The following is a 23,169-nucleotide window of genomic DNA, read 5'->3' on the forward strand; positions in this document are numbered from 1 at the left end:
CGGCCGGGTCGCTTGTCCCGCTGGCAGCCTGCAGATTTCACGTCTTGAAGTTGTTCAGGGCCAAAGTGTCCGGCAGCCGCATTGAAAAATCAATTGATATTGTTAGGGTGTTTTTTGTGAGAAAATCTCACAAACTGTCGAGTCCATGATGGCCAAACGCCTGCCGCCCCTGAACCCGCTGCGCGCCTTCGAGGCGACGGCGCGCCTTGGCTCGCTGACCAAGGCGGCGAGTGAACTGAACGTCACGCATGGCGCCATCAGCCACCAGATCAAGGCGCTGGAGCAGTCGCTCGGGGTCAAGCTGTTCGAGCGTGTCGGCCAGCGGGTCAAGCTGACGCCGCATGGCGCCGAACTTCTGCCGGCTGTCTCGACCGCCTTCGACGGCATCGCCGCCGCCACGCAGCGGCTGACGCGCCCAGCCAGCAGCGGCGCGCTTTCGGTGTCCTGCGTACCGGCATTGCTGCTTTTGTGGATGACGCCGAGGCTCGGCAGCTTCACCGCGCAATATCCAGACATCCAGCTGACGCTCATTCCCTCCAATGATCCCAGGGATATAAGGGCGCCGCATATCGATGTCTGCGTCCACTATGGCAATGGCGGCTGGGCCGATTGCTGGATGCGCAAATGGTCGGGGCTGGAACTGTTTCCCGTGGTGAGCCCGACCTTGATCAACAACCGCCCGATCCGCGGCGTCAGGGATCTTGCCGACCATGTCTTCCTGCATGGCGACGACGGCCGCGAATGGCACACCTGGCTGGCGGCCGCCGATGCGCTGGACCTCGAGCGCGGCCGCCGCCATCATCTTGGCGATGCCCGCATGGCGACCGAGGCCGCGGTGCACGGCCATGGCGTGGCGCTGGGCGATTCCGTGACGGCAAGCGCGCTGCTGGCCAGGGGCATGCTGATCGCGCCGTTCAGCCTGTCGGTGCCGGCGGTCGATGAATTCTACATCGTCTGCCGCAACGAAATGCGGACGGCGCCGATCGTGCAGGTGTTCATCGACTGGCTGTTCGCCGAGAAGGCCGGGGATGACGGCCGCGCCGATGCTCCGGTCGCCGGCCGCCTCGTCACCCGCCGCAAACGCCCGGCACTCAAGGTGATGGGTGGCAAATCGGCAAGCTGACGGCAAACCGCGCCTCGCCGCATGCAGGCCGTTCTTTTTGTCGGGCCAGCCTGAAAGCGAGCAGCGTTTTGGTCAATTCGATGCTATGAGGCCTCTCGCGGTTGTGGATGGCAGGCAGCGAAGGCGGCGTTGAAACATGGCTAAGACCGATATTGCGCGGCGCGTCTACAACCACACCTGGAAGCTCGATCCGATCGTGCGCAGTCTGCTCGACACGGATTTCTACAAGCTTCTGATGCTGCAGATGATCTGGGGGATGTACCCCAAGGTCGAGGCCACCTTCTCGCTGATCAACCGCACCACTTCGGTGCGGCTGGCCGACGATATCGATGAAGGCGAGTTGCGCGAACAACTCGATCATGCCCGCACCTTGCGCTTCTCCAAGAAGGAGATGATCTGGCTGGGCGGCAACAATTTCTACGGCCGCAAGCAGATCTTCGAGCCGGAATTCCTCGCCTGGCTGGAAGGTTTCCGGTTGCCCGACTACGAACTGTCCAAGCGTGACGGGCAGTATGAGCTCTCCTTCAGCGGCCCGTGGATGTACACCACGCTGTGGGAAATCCCGGCGCTCGCCATCATCAACGAACTGCGATCCCGCGCGGCGATGCGGGCCTTCGGGCCCTTCGCGCTCGATGTGCTCTATGCCCGCGCCAAGGCCAAGATGTGGGCCAAGACCGAGCGCCTGAAGGCGCTGCCCAGCATCCGCATTTCCGACTTCGGCACGCGCCGGCGGCACTCCTTCCTGTGGCAGCGCTGGTGTGTCGAAGCGCTCAAGGAAGGTATCGGCGAGGCCTTCACCGGCACCTCCAACGTGCTGCTTGCGATGGACAACGACCTCGAAGCGCTCGGCACCAACGCACACGAATTGCCTATGGTGTTCGCGGCGCTTGCCAATTCGGAGAAGGAGCTGAAACAGTCCCCGTACAAGGTGCTGCAGGACTGGCAGCGCTACTATGGCGGCAATCTGCTGATCGTGCTGCCCGACGCTTTCGGCACCGCCTCCTTCCTGCGCGACGCGCCGGACTGGGTGGCCGACTGGACCGGTTTTCGCCCCGACAGCGCCCCGCCGATCGAGGGCGGCGAAAAAATCCTTTCCTGGTGGCGCGAGAAGGGCAAGGATCCCAAGCAGAAACTGCTGATCTTCTCCGACGGCCTGGAGGTGGAAACCATCGAGGAGACCTACCGCCACTTCGAGGGCAAGGTGCGCATGTCCTTCGGCTGGGGCACCAACCTCACCAATGATTTCGAGGGCTGCGCGCCGACGGAAACCAACAGCCTGGATGCCATATCGCTGGTCTGCAAGGTCACCGAAGCCAATGGCCGGCCGGCGGTGAAGCTTTCCGACAATCCAGCCAAGGCGACCGGCGACGAGAAGGAAATCCAGCGCTATCTCAGGATTTTCGGCGAGAAGGACCGCGTGGAGCAACTGGTCAAGGTGTGAGCCAAGATCGGACTCATGGATAGTTCGAGTTCCTTCACGCCCCCTTCTGTCCTGCCGACAGAGGCTCCTTTCCTCTCCCTCCGGAGGGGGGAGAGGTGGCGCCGCGAAGCGGCGACGGAGTGGGGGAACCACTTGGCAACCGCCACAACGGACATAAGAAAGAGGACCACGCTCGACCCGCGCCAGGGTCGACCCCCACTCCGTCGAGCTACGCTCGACACCTCTCCCCCGATCGACGGGGGAGAGGAAGGGTGCCAAGTTATCCGAACAGGCGCCAGTCGTCGGCGGCAGAGGCTCCCGTCCGAAAATGGCAGCATGATCTCCCCCCTCGAGGGGGAAATATCTGGCAGGACAGAGGGGAGCACCGTAGAGCGCCGTCTTCACGGATTCGCTTTCGCCGTCGCACTGCTAGCCCTCCTCCCCACTCGCGCCTTCGCCCACGCCTCCGACCGAGGCCACGTCCTGCTCCTCCCGACCGGCTACTACCTTGTCGGCGGCGCGTTCGCCGTGGCCGTCAGCTTCCTCGTGCTGGCGCTGCTGCCGGCGGCTTTCATCGATCGTTTCTGGCGCCAGCGACTGCCGCTTTTGACCTTCGGCGATACCGCCCGCACGTCCCTCAGCCTGATATCCTTTGCCGGCTTTGCAACTCTCATCGCCGCCGGCCTTTTCGGCAGCCGCGACCCGCTCTCCAATCCATTGCCGCTGGTGATCTGGACGCTGTTGTGGGCCGGCCTCACGCTGCTGCAAGGCGCTGTCGGCGACATCTGGTCATGGCTCAACCCTTGGGTCGGGCCGTGGCGCCTCGCCTCGCGCCTGCGCGGCGCAAGCGATGAGGGGCCGTGGCGTCTTCCCCGGTGGATCGGCTGCTGGCCGGCCGTCATCCTGTTCTTCGCCTTTGCCTGGTTCGAACTCATCGATCCGGCGCCCGACGACCCGGCAAGGCTTGCCCTTGCCGCCGGCATCTACTGGCTGTTCTCTTTCCTGGCCATGCTGATGTTCGGCTATCGCGCCTGGAGCCGCAGCGGTGAGTTCCTGACCATCTTCTTCTCCATGGTGGCGCGTTTCGCGCCTGTCGAGCGCGACGAGAAGGGCCGGCTTGCGCTGTGCTGGCCAGGCGCCAAGCTGCTGGCGGCGGAGCCGTTACCGCCCAGCGGCATCGCCTTCCTGCTGCTGACCCTGTCCTCGGTCTCCTTCGACGGCCTGTCGAAGACCTTCTTCTGGCTTGGCCTGTTCGGCGTCAATCCGCTCGAATTCCCAGGCCGCACGGCGGTGATCGGCAGCGGCAGTCTCGGTCTCGTGCTGACATTCGTCCTGCTGGCGGCGGTGTTCCTTTTGGCCGTCGTGCTCGGCCAACGTCTTGCCGGCAGTGGACCGCCGCTCACCCAGGCAGCCGGGCTGCTGGTCTGGTCGATCGTGCCGATCGCGCTCGCCTATCATGTCGCGCACTATCTGACGGCGCTGCTGGTCGACGGCCAGTATGCGCTAGCCGCCCTGTCCGACCCGTTCGCGCTGGGCTGGAACCTGTTCGGCACCGCCGACATGCAGGTCGAGGCCGGCATCGTCGCCGGCGCGGTGTCCGCTTGGTGGTTGTGGAACATCCAGGCCGGTGCCATCATCCTTGGCCATGTGCTCGCCGTCCTCGTCGCCCACGGCTTCGCCTGGCGCCTGCACCCGCAGCCCGCCCGCGCCGCGCTCAGCCAGTTTCCGCTCACCCTGCTGATGATCGCCTACACGCTCTTCGGTCTCTGGCTGCTCGCCACGCCGACGGTCGGCTGAGGCATTTGCGCTGGAAAATAAACCGGGATTCCCTTAGGGAACCAGCATTGCCGTGTCCGGACTTTGGTGATTTAGTTTGTACACATGCAATTTTTCGACTTCCGGACATGAGCGGACTTTGCGCTCCTAACGCTGAACAAGGGGAACGGCATATGGACAAGAGCAAGACCTTCAACCTCCCGAAAACCGGTCTCACCCGCCGCACGGCGCTGAAAGGCCTGGCAGCGGGCGCCGGCCTTGCCATGGCGCCCGGCTTCGTCCGCTATTCCCAAGCGCAGAGTTCGGCGCCGATCAAGATCGGCTTCCAGTCGCACCGGACCGGCATCGGTGCCGCCTATGGCCGCTGGTACGAGAAGACCACCGCCGCCGCGGTCAAGGCAATCAACGCCGCCGGCGGCATCAATGGCCGTCAGGTCGAGGTCATCATCGAGGATGACGGCACCGATCCCGGCCGCGGCGCCGAGGTGGTTGGGAAATTCGCCACCCAGCACAAGACCGATATCGTTTTCGGCACACTGTTTTCGCACGTCGTCATCGGCTCGGCGCCCGCGGCCGGCGAGGCCAAGATGCCCTATTTCGTCGTCAGCGAAGGCCACCACGTCGCCTCGACCAAGCTTAACCGCTACGTCTTCCAGCCCGGCATCACCGACGTGAAAAGCCAGATCCAGTCGATGGCGCCGTGGATCGCGGCCAATGCCGGCAAGAAGGTGACGCAGATCTTCCCCGATTTCGCCTTCGGCTACGATCATCGCGACTATCTGCCGCCGGCGCTGAAGGCGCAGGGCGCCGATGTCATTGCGCAGATCGCCATCCCGCCGACGGAATCGTCCTTCACCAAGTATTTCCCGCAGATCCCGGCCGAGACCGAGGTGATCTACCACGTGATGGTCGGTCCCGCGGTGCTCACCTTCGTCAAGGAACTCGGCGAGTTCTACGGCTCCAACCGGCCGCAGCTGTTCGGCTTCATCGATTCGCTCGAGGCCGTCGACATCAACAGCCCGGGGCTGGAATTCCTCGACGGCAGCCATTTCTGGGAAGGCTCGCCGCGCTATGCCCAGGCTGATGATACCGAGGCGCAGAAAGCCTATCGCGCCGCCGTCGGCATCGACGACAATGGCGCCGCCGTCGGCGACCCCAAGGACGTCTCCACCGCCGCGCACATGTTCGGCTGCTGGGAGACGCTCTATGTCGTCAAGAAGGCGATGGAAGACGCCGGCTACAAGGGACCGGAAGACCGCGCCAAGCTGGTCGAGGCAACCGAGGCGCTGACAGCCTTCGCCGAAGGCCCGGAGCATCCGCAGGGGCCGAAAACCTTCAATGGCAAGATCCACCAGTGTTTTGGCATCCAGAACATCTCCAAGGTCGAAGGCGGCAAGCTGAAGGTGGTGCACAAGACCAAGATCGAGGACGGACTTTACGAGGCCGAAGGGGATTACACGACGCAGGCGCTGTGAGGCGCCTTGCCCTCCCCTTGTGGGGAGGGTCGGCGAATAGGTTTCGCGTTTTTGCGAAGCCTATGAGACGGGGTGGGGCCGCGACGGCCCGTGCCCCACCCCCCACCCGACCGCTTCGCGGTCACCCTCCCCACAAGGGGAGGGTTAAGGGCGCCCTGAATGCACTTCGGACCCCATCTCCTCCTTGCCGCCCTCGAAGGCCTCGTCACCTCCGCCGTACTGGCGCTGACGGCGCTTGGGCTGTCGCTGGTGTTCGGCGTGATGCGGGTTGTCAATGTCGCGCATGGCGAGTTCTTCATGCTGGGCGCGGTGCTTGCCTGGGCGATCTCGACGGCGATATCGGGTCATCCGGCGTTGGGTTTCCTGGCGGCACTGGTGATAGCGCCGCTGATCGTCGGCGCCATCGCGCTGGTCGCCGAACGGTTGGTGCTGCGCCGGCTCAACTACAATCCGGAAGCCACCATCGTCGCCACGATCGGCATGCTCTACATCATCCAGCAGCTGGCGCTGACCTTCTATGGTCCGGAGGCGCGGCCGGTGGAGCCGCCGTTCAGCTACCGCATCCTTTTGCCGTGGTTCGGCTACTCCGGCTACAAACTGTCCATCATCGCGGCTTCCGCGCTTCTCCTGATCGCCACATGGCTGGTGCTGACACGCACCAAGATCGGCCTCATCATGCGCGCCACCCAGTATGACAGCGAGACGGCGCAGGCTTTCGGCATCCCGGTCGACCGCGTCTACGGCGGCGTCTTCGCGCTCGGCGCCATGCTGGCGGCGATCGCCGCGGTGCTGATCGTGCCGATCAGCCAGGCGCATTATCTGATGGGACAAGACCCGCTGCTGCTTTCCTTCATCGTCGTCATCATCGGCGGCCTCGGCTCGCTGCGCGGCACCGTCGTCGCCGCCGTGTTGATCGGCCTGTCCGATGGCATCATCTCGATGTTCTTCTCGCCGACCCTGGCCAAGATCGTCGCCACGCTGCTGGTCGCCATGGTGCTGGTGTTCCGGCCGCAAGGCCTGTTCGGGACGGCATCGCGATGAGCGAAGCTTCGCCGGCAAAGGCCTATGCGCTGCATCTCGGCGTCATCGCCCTGCTCTTCCTGCTGAGCTTCCTGCTGCCGGACTATTATCACGGCCTGCTTGCCCGCATCATGGTGCTGGCGGTGTTCGCCATGGGCTACAACATGCTGTTCGGCTATGTCGGCCTGCTCAGCCTCGGCCATGCCATGTTCTTCGGCGCCGGGCTCTACGGCGCCGGCCTTGCGGTCATCCAGCTCGGCTGGAGCGTGCCGCTGGCCTTCCTCAGCGGGATTGCCTGTGGTGCGGTGCTGGCGCTGGTGATCGGCCTCCTTGCACTGCGCACCACGGGCGTCGCCTTCATGATCGTCACCATGATGTTCGCGCAGGTGTTTTATCTCGTCATCCTCTATTTCTCTTCATGGACCGGCGGCGACCAGGGCATGGTCGTGCCGCAGCCGGCGCGTGTCCTCACATTCGGCGCGACCGCGCTTGACCTCACCAACCCGACCGTGCGCTACATGACAGCGCTGGCGCTGTTCTCGATAGTGCTGCTGATCACACTGGGCATCGTCCGCTCCCGACATGGCCGCGTGCTGGTCGCCATCCGCGAGAACGAGGAGCGGACGAAGATGCTGGGCTACGACACCTTCTCCAACAAGCTTGCCGCCGTCGTCGTCTCCGGCACCATCTGTGCCGCCTCAGGCGCAGCCTACGCGCTGCTGTTCGGCTATGTGGGCTCGAGCTTCGCCTCAGTGCAGTATTCGATCCTGCCGCTGCTGTGGGTGCTTCTTGGCGGTGCCGCCACGACGCTCGGGCCGCTGATCGGCACGCTGTTCATGTACTATGTCATCGACCTCAGCAGCGGCTACACCTCGGCCTATCTGCTGATCGTCGGCATCGCGCTCATCCTGCTGGTGCTGTTCTTCCCCAAAGGCATTCTCGGCAGCATTCGCCAACGCTGGCTCGGGTGGCTGCCATGACGCCGCTTTTGATCACCAAGGGCCTGTCGCGCGATTTCGGCGGCTTGCGCGCCGTCGATGGCGTCGACTTCACCTTGATGCCGGGCGAGATCCGCGCCGTCATAGGCCCCAACGGAGCGGGGAAGACCACCTTCGTCAGCCTGGTCAGCGGCCGCATCCAGCCCTCTTCCGGCACGATCGTCTTCGACGGCGCCGATATTACGGGCCTGCCTGCCTATGCCCGCGTCCGCATGGGCATCGCCTATACGTTCCAGATCACCAGCGTCTATGCCAACCTGTCCGTTTACGCCAACGTCGCGCTGCCCGCGCAACTGACGCTTCGGCATGGCCCTTCCAAGAGCGCGATACAGGCCGCCGTCATGGCGGCGCTCGAACGCACCGGCCTGGCCGACCGCGCCCATATGCCGGCCGGGCAATTGTCCTATGGCCACCAGCGCCTGCTGGAAGTGGCGATGGGGCTGGCGTTGAAGCCGCGTCTGCTGATCCTCGACGAGCCGACGCAAGGCCTGGCCGACTCTGAGATCGACAATTTCATCACCCTGGTGCGCGAGATCGCCAGGGACGCCACGGTGTTGCTGATCGAACACAACATGCCCGTCGTCATGCAGCTCGCCGACCGCATCACCGTCTTCAATGCCGGCAGGATCCTTGCCGAAGGCACGCCGGAAGCGATCCGCGCGAACGCAGCGGTACAGGAGGCCTATCTGGGGAGCGCCCCATGACCGAAACGAACAAGGCGAAGACAAAGTCTGAAGCGCTGGTGATCGCGGGACTGGACTGCTTCTACGGCCAGGTCCAGGTGCTCTACGGCCTCGACCTCATGCTGAACAAGGGCGAGGTGCTGTGCCTGTTCGGCCGCAACGGTGCCGGCAAGACGACGACGCTGAAGGCGATCATGGGCCTGCTTCCTTCGAGCGCCGGCTCGATCAAGCTCGCCGGCCAGGAACTGACCGGCCTGCCGGCGCACGAAGTGCCGAAGGCCGGCGTCGCCTATGTACCGCAGGGCAGGAGGCTGTTCGCCGAGATGACGGTGGCGGAAAACATCGAGATCGGGCTGATGGCGCGCGGCAAGGGCAAGGCGACGCGTGAGAACGTGCTCGACCTCTTCCCGCTGCTGCGCCAGCGGCTGCGGCAACGTTCAGGCACCTTGTCCGGCGGCGAGCAGCAGATGCTGGCGATGGCGCGGGCGCTCTGCCTCGAGCCGCAGGTGCTTTTGCTCGACGAGCCGACCGAGGGTCTGATGCCGTCGATGATCGCCAAGATCCGCGAGACGGTTTCGACGCTGCGCGACATGGGCGTCTCGACCATACTGGTCGAGCAGCGCGTCGATGCGGTGCTGTCGGTCGCCGACCGTGTCTCGTTCATCGAGAATGGCCGCAACCGCGAGACGGTCGATGTCGAGGAACTGCGCGCCGACCCTTCGGCGGTCAGGCGCTATGTCGGCGTCGGTTGATCAGCCGAAAAACACAAAGCCCGCGACCAGGAAAGTCGGGATCAGCACCAGACCGGACCACAGCATGTAGCCGAAGAAGCCGGGCATCTCGACGCCACGCTGTCGGGCGATGGCATAGACCATGAAGTTGGGCGCATTGCCGATATAGGTGTTGGCGCCCATGAACACGGCGCCCGCCGAGATCGCCGCAAGCGTCGAGGCAAACTCCGTCATGAGGTGGTGTGGATCGCCGCCGGCCAGCTCGAAGAACACCAGATAGGTCGGCGCATTGTCGAGGAAGGACGACAGCGCTCCGGTCAGCCAGAAATAGGCGAGGTCGTTGGGCGTGCCTTGCGCCGAGGTGACGAGCGCGACCAGCGGCGCCAGCGCGCCCTCATGGCCGGCTCTCAAAATGGCGATGACCGGCACGATGCAGACGAAGATACCGGCAAACAATTTCGCCACCTCCGCGATCGGTCCCCAGTTGAAGCCATTCGCCTCGCGGTATTCCTTGCGCGAAACCGCCAGCGAGATGAAGGCGAGCGCCAGGATGACGGCGTCGCGCACCAGGTTCTGCAGTTCCAGCGTCACGCCTTGGATGGAGACGCTGACCCCAGGCTTCCATGTCGCCGACAGCAGGATGGCGCCGATGACCCCGGCCAGCAGCGGAATGTTGGGCAAGCCTCGGATGCGTATCCTGGAATCCGGTGTCGGGTCCTTTATCTTCGGCGCCCCTGCCTCGCACTGGTGCAGGATGATGTCGATGGCCAGGAACACCGCCAGCACCAGGCCGCCGACGAACAGCGTTTCCCGATAGAGATTGGTGGTCGTCCAGAAGAAGTCGACCCCACGCAGGAAGCCGACGAACAGCGGCGGATCGCCGAGCGGCGTCAGCGAGCCGCCGATATTGGACACCAGGAAGATGAAGAAGACGACGACATGTGCATTGAACGGCCTGTTGTCGTTGGCGCGGATGACCGGCCGGATCAGGATCATCGAGGCGCCCGTCGTGCCGATGACCGAGGCGAGCAGCGCGCCGACCAGCAGCAGCCCGGCATTGACCAGCGGTGTGCCGTGGATGTTGCCGGCGACGAGAATGCCGCCCGAAATGGTGAACAGCGCAAACAACAGGATGATGAAGGACATGTATTCTGTGAGCAGCGCGTGCAGCACCGCCTCGGTCGCCGAAGGCAGACCGAAGGCAAGCGCCAAAGGCACGACCACGGACGCGGCCCAAAGCGCCGCGATCTTGCCGTAGTGGTGCTCCCAGACGTGATGGAACAGCAGCGGGCCGGTGGCAATCGACAGCAGCAGCCCGGCAAAGGGAAGCGCCCACCACAGCGACATCGAGGCGCCGGGCAATGCGTGTTCCTCGGCCGCGAAGGCCACTTCCGGGAACAGCATCGCGGCGGCGATGGCGGCACCCGTCATTGCGCCCGCGGTGATCCGCGAAAGGCCCCTCTGAAGCCCCACCGTCCGTTCAGTCCTACAAATGGTCTTCAAGCGTCACGCCGGCATCGCGCATGCGCCGCAGCATGGCATCAAGCGAGCCGTTGAGGTCGATGCCACGGCAGGCATCGAGCCGGACGGTGGTTTTGAAACCCTGGCTGACGGCATCCAGCGCCGAAAAGCCGACGCAGAAATCGGTCGCCAGGCCGACCAGGGTCAAACTGTCGATGCCGCGCTCCCTGAGATAGCCGGCGAGACCCGTCGGCGTCGTGTGGTCGTTCTCGAAGAACGCCGAATAGCTGTCGATCGCTGGGCGAAATCCCTTGCGGATGACGAGCTCGGCCTTGGTCCAGGCAAGGCCGGAATGGAAATCCGAGCCGAGGCTGCCCTGGATGCAATGGTCCGGCCACAGCGTCTGCTGGCCATAGGGCATCTCGATCATGGTGAAGGGCTGCGCGCCCGGATGGCTGGAGGCAAAGCTCGAATGGCCGGCCGGGTGCCAGTCCTGCGTCAACACGACATGGTCGGTCCGCCGGATCATGTCGTTGACCAGCGGCACGATCTCGTCGCCGCCGGTCACGGCCAACGCGCCGCCCGGGCAAAAGTCGTTCTGCAGGTCGATGACAACAAGCGCTTCGTCGGCCATGCGGCTTCCTTCCCTCTGTCTCGATGCCGCTGTTGCGACCGGAGGCAGAAACTTGACCAGATGGCCGGCCGCGTCAACCTCCGAAGGCGTAACAATCTCGTTGCATGCGGCCCGACAGGGACGACACCCCCAAACTCTGGCTTTGACAATTTCCACCGGCTTGATATCATTTGCATACGAATGAATTTCCGGTTCGAAACCGGCAACATGATCCCGGGGGAAAATCCTGGGAGGGCCAAATTCGTGGAAGGCCCGCTCTCTGGGAAGGCAAAGCGTGATCCGTTACGCGAAACCCACCACGGTCGATGAGGCGCTCGCGCTGCTTGGCGAGGACGCCTGGCGCATCCTCGCCGGCGGTACGGATTTCTATCCGGCACAAGGCACGAAGCCGTTCCGCGACAATGTCCTCGACATCAATGGCCTCACCGCGCTGCGCGGCATCGCCGAGACGGATGACCACTTTGTCATCGGTGCGCGCACGACATGGAGCGACCTAATCCGCCATCCCTTGCCGCCTGCCTTCGATGCGCTGAAACAGGCCGCGCGCGAGGTCGGCTCGCCGCAAATCCAGAACGTCGCCTCGGTCGCGGGCAATCTCTGCAACGCCTCGCCGGCCGCCGATGGCGTGCCGGGCCTGCTCGTGCTCGATGCCGAAGTCGAACTGCGTTCGGCAACAGTGACGCGCTACCTGCCCTTGCCGGATTTCGTTCTCGGCAACCGCCGCACGGCCCTGCAAGCTGGGGAAATGGTCAGCGCCATCCGCGTGCCGAAGCCCTCTACAACGGGCACGTCGGCTTTCGTCAAGCTCGGCGCACGGCGCTATCTCGTCATTTCCATAGCTATGGTGGCGGCGCGCCTGGTCGTCGAGAACGGCACAGTGACCGAAGCGGCCATCGCCGTCGGCTCGTGCTCGGCAGTCGCCAGGCGCCTTGCCGGCGTCGAGGCGGCGCTGCTCGGATTGCCTGTGGATCACCGGCTCGGCGATGCGGTCCAGTCCGCACCGATCACGGAACTGTCGCCGATCGCCGACGTGCGCGGCAGCGCGGAATACCGGCTCGACGCTGTGCGCGAGATTGTCGCCCGCGCCGTGCTGACGGCCGCCGGCCTGACGAACGATAACATGGTGGCGGCATGAACCAGCTTCCGTCTGAAGTGACTGCGGCCCTGCCCGATCTGGGCGGAGGCACGCCCGACCTCGGCCTTGAACGCGCCGACATTGCCTTCGCGGTCAATGGCGACGCCGTCCTGGTCAATGTGCCGCCGCTGCGCCGGCTGTCACAGGTGCTGCGCGACGAATTGCGGCTCACCGGCACCAAGGTCGGCTGCGATGCCGGCGATTGCGGCGCCTGCACGGTGCTGGTCGATGGCGAGCCTGTCTGCGCCTGCCTGATGCCGGCGGCGTCCGCCGCCGGCACCGCGGTGACGACGGTTGAGGGGCTGGCCAACGGCAGGCTGTCGGCGTTGCAGGCCTCTTTCCTTGCCCACGGCGCGGCGCAATGCGGCATCTGCACGCCCGCGCTGCTGGTCGCGGCGACCGCATTGCTGGACAGGAAGCCCAGCCCTACCGAGCCCGAAGTGCAGGATGCGCTGGGTGGCATTCTCTGTCGCTGCACCGGCTACCGGAAGATCATCGCGGCGGTGATGGATGCCGGGCGGTTCGAACCGTCAATGGATGGCGCTGCCCCTCATCCGCCTGCCGGCACCTTCTCCCCGTATAGGGACGGGGAGAAGGGACAAGCTCCAGCGTCGACGCCTCCCTCTCCCCGTCCCTTGCGGGGAGAGGGTAAGGGTGAGGGGCGGCATCAGCATCATCATTTGGATCGCAACCTTGACCACAGAATGCCAACTTCAGGCCACGCCGTCGGCTCATCCCCAGTCCGGCTAGATGGAATCCCGAAGGTCACAGGCGACGAAAAGTTCGGCGGCGATTCCTTCCCTGCCGATGCACTTTCCATGCTGGTGGTCCGCTCGCCGCATTATCACGCCAGCTTTGCCTTTGGCGACCTCGATGGTTGGGCGAAGAGACACCCCGGCATCGCCGGTGTCTTCACGGCGGCCGACATACCGGGAAAGAACTGCTTCGGTGCGATCGGCCCGTTCGCCGATCAGCCGGCATTGGCCGAAGGACTTGCGCGGCTTCGCGGCGAGGCGGTGGCGCTGGTCGCCGGCGAGCGCGAGGCGATCCTTGATCTCGACCTGTCGGATTTCCCGGTCCACTGGACCGAATTGCCGTATTTCCTGCAATCTTGCGAAGCGCAGGCCGAAGGTGCGGCACGGATCCATGACAACCGCCCGGCCAACCTTCTGATCACGGGCCTCGTCGAGCGCGGCGATCCCGAGGCGGCGCTTGCCGATGCCGCCCTCACCGTGAGCGGCGCCATCGAAACGTCCTATGTCGAGCACGCCTATATCGAACCGGAAGCCGGCCATGCCTATCTGGATGGCGACACGCTGGTTGTCGTCGCGTGCACGCAGGCGCCCTACATGGACCGCGACGAGACGGCGAAGGTGCTTGGCCTTGCCGTCGACAAGGTGCGCATCGTGCCGACCGCGACCGGCGGCGGTTTCGGCTCGAAACTCGACGTTTCGCTGCAGCCGCTGATCGGCCTCGTGGCGCTGAAAACCGGCCGACCGGCGGCGCTGGCCTACACCCGCAATGAATCGATGACATCGACCACCAAGCGCCATCCGGCTGAGATGCGGGCGACCATCGGCGTCGACGCCGAAGGCCATGTCACCGTCATGACCTTTGCCGGCGATTTCAACACCGGCGCCTATGCCAGCTGGGGCCCGACCGTTGCCAACCGAGTGCCGGTGCATGCGTCCGGACCCTATGCGACGCCCAACTATCGCGCCGAGGGCCGCGCCATCCATACGCATGGCCCGATCTCCGGCGCCTTCCGCGGCTTTGGCGTGCCGCAGGCGACCATCATGCAGGAAACGCTCTATGACGAGCTCGCCGGCAAGCTTGGCATCGATCGCCTCGATTTTCGTCTGAAAAACTGCCTTCGGAACGGCTCCGAAACGGTTACCGGGCAACGCCTGGAGTCCGGCGTCGGCATTGCCGAGTGCCTTGAGGCGCTGCGGCCGCATTGGGCGCGCGCGACAGCCGACGCGGATGCGTTCAACGATGCCCACGCGGACAAAAAACGCGGCGTCGGCGTGGCCTCCTGCTGGTATGGCTGCGGCAACACCTCGCTGCCCAATCCATCGACCATCCGGGTCGGCATCGCGGCCGACGGCACGGTCGTCCTGCACCAAGGCGCCGTCGATATCGGCCAGGGCTCCAACACCGTCATCACCCAGATCTGCGCCGACGCGCTCGGCCTGCCGCTGGAGAAATTCCGGCTGAAGAGCGCCGATACGGCGATCAGCCCCGATGCCGGCAAGACTTCGGCCTCGCGCCAGACTTTCGTCACCGGCAAGGCGGCCGAGAAGGCCGGCCGCGCGTTGCGTGAGAACATCCTGCGCTTTGCCAATGTCTCGGAAAAGGCATCCCTCCAGCTGGATGGTGTGGCGATCGTCATCCGCGAGGGCGAGGCCGTACGCCGCATCGATCTCGCCTCGCTCGACGTCGATGCCGAAGGCTTCGTCTTCCGCGCCGAGGAGACCTACGATCCGCCGACGCTGCCGCTCGATGCCAAGGGCCAAGGCAAGCCCTATGCCGTGTACGGCTTCGGCGCGCAGATCGCCGAACTCGAGGTCGATCTCAAGCTCGGCACGGTGAAGCTGCTGAAAATCACCGCCGCGCACGATGTCGGCAAGGCGATCAACCCGCTGCTGGTCGAAGGGCAGATCGAAGGCGGCATCGCGCAAGGCATCGGCATGGCGCTGATGGAAGAATACATTCCCGGCCGGACCGAGAATTTGCACGACTATCTCATTCCGACCATAGGCGACGTGCCGCCGATCGAAACCATCCTGGTCGAGGTACCCGATCCGGAAGGCCCGTTCGGCGCGAAGGGGCTGGGTGAGCATGTGCTGATCCCGACCGCACCCGCGATCCTCAACGCCATCCGCCACGCCACCGGCGTTCTGGTCACCAGGATTCCGGCGACGCCGACGCGTCTGCGCGCTGGCATTCGTGAAAAAGATGGCATCCGCGAAAAGGAGGCACGCCGATGAGCGAGCTTGCCGAGCGCTTCGAAACGCACGATCCCGGCGAGAAGCTGGTGGCGGAGAAGATCCGCTGCGATGCCTGCCCGGTCATGTGCTACATCGCAGATGGCCGCACCGGCGCCTGCGACCGCTACGGCAATGCCGGCGGCCGGATCGTACGGATGGACCCTCTGACCATCCTCGACCACGCGGCCGAGACCGGCGCGGCGATCGTGCCTTTCGTCGCCGAAGGCGAGGCCTGGGACGGCGAGCTGGTCAACACCGGGCGCCGCTTCGTCACGGCAATAGGCGCCGGCACCACCTATCCCGACTACAAGCCGGCGCCGTTCATCGTCAGCCAGGAGGTCGAGGGCGTCGATCTCGTCACGGTCGTCACCGAAGGCATCTTTTCGTATTGCGGCGTCAAGGTGAAGATCGATACCGACCGTCATATCGGACCGGAAACGGCTGTTGTTCGGGCGGAGGGCGAGGCGATCGGCCATGTCACGACAGGCGAATACGGCTCGCAAATGCTGTCGCTGGGCGGGGTGCATCACCTCACCGGCGGCTCCAAGGCCGAAGGCCGCGCCACCTGCGATGCGCTGCTCAATCTGTGCAACCGCAAGCCGGTGGAACTGATCATCGACGGCGGTGCCACCATCATCGTCGAAGCCGGCAAACCACCTGTCATCGACGGCAAGCAGGAGCACCGCATGCGCGTCGGCTGCGGCTCGGCGACGATCGGCATGTTCGCCACGCAATGGCGCGGGCTGGTCGACGAGGTGGTGGTGGTCGACGACCACATCACCGGCGTCGTTTCCGAGCATCAGGCCGGCAAGGTGCTGGGCTGGCAGGATACGGGGATCAAGATCATTGGCCGCCGCTCGACGCCGGGCCGCTATTTCAAGGTCTCCGAGCCGGGCCTCGGCTGGGGCGGCACCTCGATTTCCGACCCGCTGTCGATCCTTGGCGACTGGAACGCCAAGAAGGGCGCGCGGCCCGGCCTGTCGCTGCTGATGGTTTCGACCACAGGCGAACAATTCGCCTACTACGAACTCGACGACGAATTGAAGCCGGTCGAAAAACCGTTTCCCGAACGGCTGCGGAAGTCGGTCAATCTGATCGAGGACAATTGCGAGCCGGCGCTGTGTACCGTGCTGTTCATCGGCGGCGCCGGCGGTTCGCTGCGGGCCGGCGTCACCGAGAACCCGGTCAATCTCACCCGGTCTGTTCAAGGCCTGAAGACCTATGTGACGGTCGGCGGCGCGCCGGTCTATGTCTGGCCGGGCGGCGGCATCACGCTGATGGTCGATGTCACCAGGGTGCCGGAAGGCGCTTTCGGCTATGTGCCGACACCGGCGCTGGTGGCGCCGATCGAATTCACGCTGCGCCGCGACGACTATATCAGGCTTGGCGGCTACGAGGCCGAAATCCGCAGCGTCGAGGACATCGTCGCCAAGGGCGGCGAATACCTCAACCCACGTCGCGGAGCCGGCGCGCCGTCCGACAATCCATGGCCGCCGCTCGCGCAATTGCGGCGTGCCGCCTCGAACGGAGCCGGATGATGGACGGCCCGCAAGTCCACTGGCTGCAGGACGGCAAGCGGCTGCACCTCAACCACGGGCCGATCGACCTGATCGTCGAGGCCTTTGGCGAGGCGGACGAGTGTCGTGCCGCCTACGCCCAGGCTGTCGCGCGCTTCCAGACGATCCTGATCGAGTTGGTCAAGGAGCTTCCCGAATTGCGGCTCCCGGCATTTTTCCTGCGGCCGCGTGCCTTTGACGGCCCGACGGCGCGCCGCATGGAAGCCGCCGTCATGCCCTTGGCGGAATGCTTCATAACACCGATGGCGGCCGTTGCAGGATCGGTAGCCGACGAAATGCTCGCCGCATTGCTTGCCGGCCGCCGGCTCGATCGCGCCTATGTCAACAATGGCGGCGACAGCGCTCTTCACATCGGCACGGGCCAATCGATCGGTCTGGCGGTCGCCGGCACCGGCAATGGCATCGCCGACCGGATCACGATCCGCGCGGAAGACGGCGTTCGCGGCGTTGCCACCAGCGGCTGGCGCGGCCGGTCCTTTTCGCTCGGCATCGCCGACGCCGTCACGGTGCTGGCGCGGACCGGCGCAGAGGCCGATGCGGCGGCGACGCTCATCGCCAACGCGGTCGACCTACCCGGCAATCCCGCCATCAAGCGCACTCCGGCACAGGAGCTGTCGCCCGACAGCGATCTCGGCGCGCGGCTGGTGACACAAGCCGTCGGCACACTGGCATTTGGCGAAGTGGCACAGGCGCTGGACAATGGCCTTGCCGTCGCCGAAGATTTTCGCCGGCGCGGGCTGATTGCCGCATCGGCACTGTTTCTTGGCGGTGAGGCCCGCATCAGTGGCTCGGTTGCACTTTCCGCGCCCAACAAACATACGAGGGAGGAAATTGCCCATGCCTGAGTTTCCGATCCGCAAGGTCGCGGTGCTGAGCGAAGAGATCTTTCATGAGGGCGGACCGGTCGCGGACGTACCGCGCCGGCGGGCGGCGGCCATGGCCGTGGTCAAGAACCCGTTCGCGGGGCGCTATGTCGAGGATCTGCAGAGCGCGATGGACGATCTGAAGCCGCTCGGCCTGCTGCTCTGCGACCGGCTGATCGCGGCGCTCGGCGGCGATGTGAAGCGGATCGACGGCTACGGCAAGGGCGCCATCGTCGGCACGGCGGGCGAACTGGAACACGGCGCGCTCTGGCATGTGCCGGGCGGCTACGCCATGCGCGAGCGGCTCGGCGACGCCAAGGCGATCGTGCCATCGGCGAAGAAGGTCGGCGCCTTCGGTTCGAAGCTCGACGTACCGCTGGGCCACATCAACGCCGCCTATGTGCGCAGCCATTTCGATGCCATGGAAGTCGGCATCAGCGACGGCCCGCGTCCCGACGAGATCCTGTTTTGCCTCGCCATGACCTGCGGCCCGCGCGTCCACAACCGCATGGGTGGCCTTGCGGCCGACGACATCAAGGCCTGGGACGGGTTGCGGTGAACGGCGAGGACAATCTGCTCAAGCTGGTCGAGGCCGAAGAGCCTGAGGAACATGACTACCTCCTCCAGGAACAGGTCGGCTTCATCCTGCGCAAGGCGCACCAGCGCCACGTGTCTATCTTCGCCGCGCATATAGGCGACCTGACGCCGCCGCAATTCGCGGCGCTGGCCAAGCTGCGCGATGTCGGCGAGACCTCGCAAAACCAGCTCGGCACGCTGATCGCGATGGACGCGGCGACGGTGAAGGGCGTGATCGACCGCCTGAAGGCGCGCGGCCTGGTAGAGCTTTCCAGGCATGAGGTCGACAAAAGGCGGCTGCTGGTCAATCTGACCGCCGAGGGTCGCGATGCGATCGAACGGCTGATCCCGCTGGCCCGCGAAATCACCAGGGAAACGCTGGCGCCGCTCTCGGCCAAGGAGATCGCCACGTTCACAAAGCTGCTGGCGAAGCTGGCGTAGGTGCGGACCTCAGCTTGCGGAAGCTGGTCACCGAAGCGATTGAGTTGAGTAGAATTGGTTGGTCTGCGCTGCCCCTCATTGTCCTGCCGGACATTTCTCCCCGTTTAGGGACGGGGAGAAAGACGCTGTCATCAACGGCTTCGCCAGTCGCCAGCATTGCAAATGGGCGCCGGCTTCACCACAGCTCCCTTCTCCCCGTCACTATACGGGGAGAAGGTGCCGGCAGGCGGATGAGGGGCCGCGCCAGCCGACGCCGCCTCAAGCTCCACTATCTCAGAGGCCGTTGTCCTTCAGCACCTTGGCGGCGTTTTCCTTGGTGATCTTCTCGGTCGGCAGCGTGATGGTCTTTTCGACCTTCTCGCCGTTGAGGAACTTGATCGCCTGGCGCAGGCCTTCGGCACCGGGGGTGACATAGGTGAAGGTCGCCGTCAGTTCGCCCTTGTTCACCATTTGCACGCCTTCATTGGGCAAGCCGTCGATGCCGATGAACTTGATGTCCTTCTCGCGGCCGACGTCCTTGGCGGCAAGATAGGCGCCGTAGGCCATCGGGTCGTTGTGGCCGTAAACGAGATCGATCTTCTCGTTGGTTTTCAGCGCGTTGGCCATCAGATTGTAGGCCTGGTCCTGCTTCCAGTCGCCCGACTGCTGGTCGAGCAGATACTTGATGCCCGGTTCCTTGTCGGTGAATTCATGGAAGCCGTCATGGCGGTCATGCGCCGGCTGGGTGCCCATGCCGCCCCAGATCTCGACGACATTGCCCGCCGCCTTGCCCTTGCCGCCGAGCAGTTCGACGGCATATTCGCCGGCCGCGCGGCCGATCAGCTTGTTATCGCCGCCGACGAACTGCGTGTAGTCCTTGGTGTCGACGTTGCGGTCGAGCACGAAGACCGGAATCTTGGCGTCGATGGCCTGCTGCACGACGCCGGTCAGGCCCGCGGATTCCTTCGGCGACACCAAAAGCGCGTCGACCTCCTGACGGATCAGGTTCTCGACGTCGGCGACCTGCTTCTCGGTCTTGTCCTCGCCATCGGTGATGATCAGCTCGACCTCGGGATGCTTGGCGGCTTCGGCGATGATGTCCTTGTTGAACTGGGCGCGCCAGGGCTCGATGGTCGTCACCTGCGAGAAGCCGATCTTCCACTTCTTGTCCTGGGCGAAGGCGTTGCCGGTCGAAAGCAGCGCGGTGGTGGTCAGCAGTGCCGCGCCGAGTGCGGCAAGCTTCAGCATGTCACGTCGTTTCATTTCTTGTTTCCTCCGAGATTGAGAGACGGGGTCTCTTGTGGCGGCCGCTTGGCTGCGGCCGTTTCCTTGCGCGCCGGTTGCCCGCCGGGCAGGCGCAGATAGGCCAGGAGATCGCCGGCATTGCGCTCCTGGACGAGCACGGTGCCGATGATGATCATCCCCTTCAGCACCAGTTGAAGATTCGAATTGATGTTGTGGAGCTGCAGTATGTTGGAGAGCAGCCCGAAGATCAGCACGCCGCAGAACGTGCCGATCAGGCTGCCGCGTCCGCCCATGAGGCTGGTTCCGCCGATGACCACGGCGGCGATGGCGTCGAGCTCCAGTCCGGCGCCGGCATCGGGCTTGCCTTGCCGGTACTGCGCCACATAGAGCACCGCGGCGAGGCCGGCGAGCAGGCCGGAGACGGCATAGGTCGCGATCTTGACGCGGCCTGCGGCGATGCCTGAGAGCCGCGCCGCCTCCTCATTGCCGCCGATGGCATAGACATAGCGGCCGAACGGCGTGAAGCGCAGCACCGCGCCATAGATCAGGATGGCACCGAGGAAGAACAGGCCGGGCATCGGGATGACGCCGAACACCAGCGAGCGCAGCATCTCGAAATCGGCGGTGGCGTTCGAGCCGGTATAGACCGGCAGCACGGCATTGTTCTGGCCGGCCGTGAGCCGGGCGATACCGAGGGCCGTCACCATCATCGCCAGCGTGACGATGAAGGGCTGCAGCCGACCGGCAACGATGATGAAGCCGTTGATGGCGCCGAACAGCAGGCCGACGCAGGGCGCCACCAAGAGCACGCCGAGCACGCCGAATTTGGGCTCGATCTGCGGCAGCAGGTACCATAGCGACAGGCCGCACAGGAACACGCCGACGATTGCCGGCGTGACCAGGCCGCGAACACTGTCCAGCTTCACATCGCGCGCGGCGGCATCCGGACCGGTACGGGACTTTTCCACGTTGAGGAAAATGAAGCGGGTGACGACGAAACCAAGGCAAAGCGCCACCAGCGCGACGGTCGGCACGCCCAGCACGACGCCCGGTGTAACACCCGGCACCGTCAGCAGCATGGCGCAGACCACCGAGCAGATGGCCATCAGCGAGCCGACGGAGAGATCGATGCCGCCGGTGATGATCACCGCCGTCATGCCGGTGGCGATCAGTCCGGTGGTCGACACCTGGCGCAGCACGTCGAGCAGATTGCCGTAGGATAGGAAGATGTTGTTGCCCTTGGAACTGACCGGCGAGCCGAGCACGCCGATCAGGAAGATGGCGATCAGGCCCCAATAGAGCTTGGTCCGGGACAGGAGTTTCAATGCAGTCATGCGGCTGGTCTCGATAGCGTCCGGCGCGGCGCCGCAAGGCGCATGATGGCCTCTTCGCTTGCCGCGTCGCGGGAAAGAATACCGGTCTGGCGGCCCTCGGCCATCACCAGGATGCGATCGGAGAGATGCAGCAATTCCGGCAATTCGGAACTGATGACCGCGATGGCCAGGCCATCGCGCGCCAACTGGAAGATGAGGTCGTAGATCTCGCGCTTGGCGCCGACATCGATGCCGCGCGTCGGCTCGTCCAGCAAAAGCACGCGCGGCCTGGTCGCCAGCCACTTGCCGATGACGACCTTCTGCTGGTTGCCGCCCGACAGCGTGCCGGCGGGCTGATCGATGTCCTGGCAGCGGATGCCGAGTGCCTTGACCGCCTGCCTCGCCAGGCCCTGCTCGCCGGCCAGCGAGCGGATGCCGAAGCGTGCCAGCGACCCGACCACGGGCAGCGCGACATTGTCCGTGATCGAGGCCTGCAAGTGCAGGCCTTGCGTCTTGCGGTCCTCGGTGACCAGCGCGATGCCCAGCCGCCTGGCGTCGCGCGGCGAGCGGATGTTCACGGACCGGCCGTCGAGTTGGATATCCCCGCCGGCACGGCCATCGCCCGAGCCGAAGATCGCTTCCATGATCTCGGTGCGGCCCGAGCCCAGAAGGCCGCCTATGCCGAGGATTTCGCCCGCGGCCAGATCGAAGCCGACGCCGTCGATCACTTGCCGCCAACCCTGGCGGTCGGGCTTCGACAGCGACAGATTGCTGACCGAAAGCACGGTTCGGCCGCCGGGATCCCGCTCCTCTTGGGAGGATGCGAGCAGGTCCCGTCCGACCATCGCCGAAATGATGGCATTCTCGTCAAGCTCGGCCATCGGCCGCGTCAGCACATGGCGCCCGTCGCGGAACACCGTGACGCGGCCGGCCAGATGCATCACCTCGTCGATGCGGTGCGAGATGTAGATGATGGCGACACCGCTTTCGGCAAGCTGGCGGATGATGCGGAACAGCCGCTGGCATTCGGCGGGCGAAAGGGCCGAGGTCGGCTCGTCCATGATCAGGATGCGCGCCGACATCGACAGCGCCTTGGCGATCTCCACCAGTTGCTGTTCGCCGACGCGCAAGGCGCCGACGCGCGCTTCCGGATCGAGTTCAATGCCGAGTCGCTGCAGGAGGGCGGCCGCCGCACGGCTGCTCGCCTTGCGGTCGACGATCAGCCCGGCGATCAGTTTTTCGCGGCCGAGGAAGATGTTGTCGGCGACGCTGAGTTCCGGCACCAGGTTGAGCTCCTGGTGGATGATGGCGATGCCGGCATCCTCGGCGTCGCGCACGCCGGCGAAGCTGACCGGTCTTCCATCGACGCTGACCGTGCCTTCGTAGCCGGTATAGACGCCGGAGAGGATCTTCATCAGCGTCGACTTGCCGGCGCCGTTCTCGCCCATCAGGGCATGGACCTCGCCACGCCGCAAATCGAAGCCGACATCGACCAGGGCGGCGATGCCGCCGAAGCTCTTGGAAATGCGCTCGGCGCTCAGGACGACATTGGAATGGTCCGCCGCCGCGACATGCCCATGGGCGATGGAACCTCTGTGCTCCATGACAATGGCGGCCTCCCTTCCGTCCTCGTCAATCTCATCCAAACGCTATTCTAAACGTTTCGATACTGTCAAGCCGCTATCTGATAACGCAGGATTGACCCTTTTCAATTCTTGCGAAAAACCTT

Annotated in this window: 19 protein-coding genes; 14 read left to right on the top strand and 5 right to left on the bottom strand. The window is 64.8% G+C overall.

All coding sequences use genetic code 11. The features are described from left to right. Positions 1-148: 148 nt before the first annotated feature. The 8 genes from gcvA (at position 149) to EB815_RS03215 (ending at position 9,247) form a co-directional block, all read left to right on the top strand. Positions 149-1,123, top strand: coding sequence for a transcriptional regulator GcvA (gene gcvA, locus EB815_RS03180; RefSeq protein WP_056570261.1), 975 nt, complete (start codon positions 149-151; stop codon positions 1,121-1,123). 136 nt (positions 1,124-1,259) lie between these two features. Then, entirely contained in the window at positions 1,260-2,564 is a 1,305-nt protein-coding gene (pncB, locus tag EB815_RS03185) for a nicotinate phosphoribosyltransferase (RefSeq protein WP_056568475.1), read from the top strand. Positions 2,565-2,903: 339 nt separating this feature from the next. Then, positions 2,904-4,340 carry a hypothetical protein gene (locus tag EB815_RS03190; RefSeq protein WP_056570259.1) on the top strand — a complete coding sequence of 479 codons (1,437 nt, stop codon included), beginning with the start codon at positions 2,904-2,906 and terminating at the stop codon, positions 4,338-4,340. A gap of 152 nt (positions 4,341-4,492) precedes the next feature. After that, positions 4,493-5,794 (top strand): ABC transporter substrate-binding protein, encoded by a 1,302-nt coding sequence (locus EB815_RS03195; protein ID WP_065005428.1) that lies wholly within the window; start codon positions 4,493-4,495, stop codon positions 5,792-5,794. A gap of 159 nt (positions 5,795-5,953) precedes the next feature. Further along, positions 5,954-6,835 carry a branched-chain amino acid ABC transporter permease gene (locus EB815_RS03200; protein WP_065005429.1) on the top strand — a complete coding sequence of 294 codons (882 nt, stop codon included), beginning with the start codon at positions 5,954-5,956 and terminating at the stop codon, positions 6,833-6,835. Then, entirely contained in the window at positions 6,832-7,794 is a 963-nt protein-coding gene (locus EB815_RS03205) for a branched-chain amino acid ABC transporter permease (protein WP_065005430.1), read from the top strand. The genes EB815_RS03200 and EB815_RS03205 overlap by 4 nt, the downstream gene beginning before the upstream one ends. Beyond that, the gene (locus EB815_RS03210) at positions 7,791-8,516 is read left to right on the top strand and encodes an ABC transporter ATP-binding protein (RefSeq protein WP_065005431.1); all 726 of its coding nucleotides are present in this window, start codon (positions 7,791-7,793) and stop codon (positions 8,514-8,516) included. Before EB815_RS03205 ends, EB815_RS03210 begins: the two co-directional genes overlap by 4 nt. Continuing rightward, on the top strand, positions 8,513-9,247 hold the full coding sequence (locus EB815_RS03215) for an ABC transporter ATP-binding protein (protein ID WP_065005432.1): 735 nt from the start codon (positions 8,513-8,515) through the stop codon (positions 9,245-9,247). Before EB815_RS03210 ends, EB815_RS03215 begins: the two co-directional genes overlap by 4 nt. On the opposite strand, the gene EB815_RS03220 is transcribed toward EB815_RS03215, so the two are convergent. After that, entirely contained in the window at positions 9,248-10,657 is a 1,410-nt protein-coding gene (locus EB815_RS03220; RefSeq protein ID WP_065005433.1) for a sodium:proton antiporter, read from the bottom strand. Positions 10,658-10,712: 55 nt separating this feature from the next. Further along, entirely contained in the window at positions 10,713-11,321 is a 609-nt protein-coding gene (pncA, locus tag EB815_RS03225; protein ID WP_065005434.1) for a bifunctional nicotinamidase/pyrazinamidase, read from the bottom strand. A gap of 274 nt (positions 11,322-11,595) precedes the next feature. On the opposite strand from pncA, the gene EB815_RS03230 reads away from it, so the two are divergent. Genes EB815_RS03230 through EB815_RS03255 form a run of 6 tightly spaced genes read left to right on the top strand, consistent with a single transcriptional unit; the run spans position 11,596 to position 18,903 of the window. Further along, entirely contained in the window at positions 11,596-12,456 is an 861-nt protein-coding gene (locus tag EB815_RS03230) for an FAD binding domain-containing protein (RefSeq protein WP_065005435.1), read from the top strand. Beyond that, positions 12,453-15,446, top strand: coding sequence for a molybdopterin-dependent oxidoreductase (locus EB815_RS03235; protein ID WP_065005436.1), 2,994 nt, complete (start codon positions 12,453-12,455; stop codon positions 15,444-15,446). The genes EB815_RS03230 and EB815_RS03235 overlap by 4 nt, the downstream gene beginning before the upstream one ends. Further along, complete coding sequence (locus EB815_RS03240; RefSeq protein ID WP_065005437.1) at positions 15,443-16,984, top strand: 6-hydroxynicotinate reductase; 1,542 nt, start codon at positions 15,443-15,445, stop codon at positions 16,982-16,984. Before EB815_RS03235 ends, EB815_RS03240 begins: the two co-directional genes overlap by 4 nt. Then, positions 16,984-17,868 (top strand): UPF0280 family protein, encoded by an 885-nt coding sequence (locus EB815_RS03245; protein WP_065005438.1) that lies wholly within the window; start codon positions 16,984-16,986, stop codon positions 17,866-17,868. The genes EB815_RS03240 and EB815_RS03245 overlap by 1 nt, the downstream gene beginning before the upstream one ends. Next, positions 17,861-18,445, top strand: a complete 585-nt coding sequence (locus EB815_RS03250) for an amino acid synthesis family protein (protein ID WP_065005439.1) — start codon at positions 17,861-17,863, stop codon at positions 18,443-18,445. The genes EB815_RS03245 and EB815_RS03250 overlap by 8 nt, the downstream gene beginning before the upstream one ends. Beyond that, positions 18,442-18,903 (top strand): MarR family winged helix-turn-helix transcriptional regulator, encoded by a 462-nt coding sequence (locus tag EB815_RS03255; RefSeq protein WP_065005440.1) that lies wholly within the window; start codon positions 18,442-18,444, stop codon positions 18,901-18,903. The genes EB815_RS03250 and EB815_RS03255 overlap by 4 nt, the downstream gene beginning before the upstream one ends. A gap of 273 nt (positions 18,904-19,176) precedes the next feature. Here EB815_RS03255 and EB815_RS03260 read toward each other — a convergent pair whose 3' ends face one another. From EB815_RS03260 to EB815_RS03270, 3 genes are read right to left on the bottom strand one after another with little or no spacing between them, the layout of a single operon-like run. Further along, positions 19,177-20,145 (bottom strand): substrate-binding domain-containing protein, encoded by a 969-nt coding sequence (locus EB815_RS03260; protein ID WP_065005441.1) that lies wholly within the window; start codon positions 20,143-20,145, stop codon positions 19,177-19,179. Further along, entirely contained in the window at positions 20,142-21,461 is a 1,320-nt protein-coding gene (locus EB815_RS03265) for an ABC transporter permease (RefSeq protein WP_056568427.1), read from the bottom strand. The genes EB815_RS03260 and EB815_RS03265 overlap by 4 nt, the downstream gene beginning before the upstream one ends. Further along, the gene (locus EB815_RS03270; RefSeq protein ID WP_056570255.1) at positions 21,458-23,044 is read right to left on the bottom strand and encodes a sugar ABC transporter ATP-binding protein; all 1,587 of its coding nucleotides are present in this window, start codon (positions 23,042-23,044) and stop codon (positions 21,458-21,460) included. The genes EB815_RS03265 and EB815_RS03270 overlap by 4 nt, the downstream gene beginning before the upstream one ends. Positions 23,045-23,169: the final 125 nt, after the last annotated feature.

Source organism: Mesorhizobium loti, from assembly GCF_013170705.1.
Lineage (GTDB): Bacteria > Pseudomonadota > Alphaproteobacteria > Rhizobiales > Rhizobiaceae > Mesorhizobium > Mesorhizobium loti_D.

Coding starts and splice junctions, on each gene's coding strand:
- EB815_RS03270 (WP_056570255.1), bottom strand. CDS start 23,044: ATGGAGCACAGAGGTTCCATCGCCCATGGGCATGTCGCGGCGGCGGAC.
- EB815_RS03205 (WP_065005430.1), top strand. CDS start 6,832: ATGAGCGAAGCTTCGCCGGCAAAGGCCTATGCGCTGCATCTCGGCGTC.
- EB815_RS03250 (WP_065005439.1), top strand. CDS start 17,861: ATGCCTGAGTTTCCGATCCGCAAGGTCGCGGTGCTGAGCGAAGAGATC.
- EB815_RS03200 (WP_065005429.1), top strand. CDS start 5,954: ATGCACTTCGGACCCCATCTCCTCCTTGCCGCCCTCGAAGGCCTCGTC.
- pncB (WP_056568475.1), top strand. CDS start 1,260: ATGGCTAAGACCGATATTGCGCGGCGCGTCTACAACCACACCTGGAAG.
- EB815_RS03215 (WP_065005432.1), top strand. CDS start 8,513: ATGACCGAAACGAACAAGGCGAAGACAAAGTCTGAAGCGCTGGTGATC.
- pncA (WP_065005434.1), bottom strand. CDS start 11,321: ATGGCCGACGAAGCGCTTGTTGTCATCGACCTGCAGAACGACTTTTGC.
- EB815_RS03235 (WP_065005436.1), top strand. CDS start 12,453: ATGAACCAGCTTCCGTCTGAAGTGACTGCGGCCCTGCCCGATCTGGGC.
- EB815_RS03195 (WP_065005428.1), top strand. CDS start 4,493: ATGGACAAGAGCAAGACCTTCAACCTCCCGAAAACCGGTCTCACCCGC.
- EB815_RS03220 (WP_065005433.1), bottom strand. CDS start 10,657: ATGACGGGTGCCGCCATCGCCGCCGCGATGCTGTTCCCGGAAGTGGCC.
- EB815_RS03260 (WP_065005441.1), bottom strand. CDS start 20,145: ATGAAACGACGTGACATGCTGAAGCTTGCCGCACTCGGCGCGGCACTG.
- EB815_RS03210 (WP_065005431.1), top strand. CDS start 7,791: ATGACGCCGCTTTTGATCACCAAGGGCCTGTCGCGCGATTTCGGCGGC.
- EB815_RS03265 (WP_056568427.1), bottom strand. CDS start 21,461: ATGACTGCATTGAAACTCCTGTCCCGGACCAAGCTCTATTGGGGCCTG.
- EB815_RS03240 (WP_065005437.1), top strand. CDS start 15,443: ATGAGCGAGCTTGCCGAGCGCTTCGAAACGCACGATCCCGGCGAGAAG.
- EB815_RS03245 (WP_065005438.1), top strand. CDS start 16,984: ATGGACGGCCCGCAAGTCCACTGGCTGCAGGACGGCAAGCGGCTGCAC.
- gcvA (WP_056570261.1), top strand. CDS start 149: ATGGCCAAACGCCTGCCGCCCCTGAACCCGCTGCGCGCCTTCGAGGCG.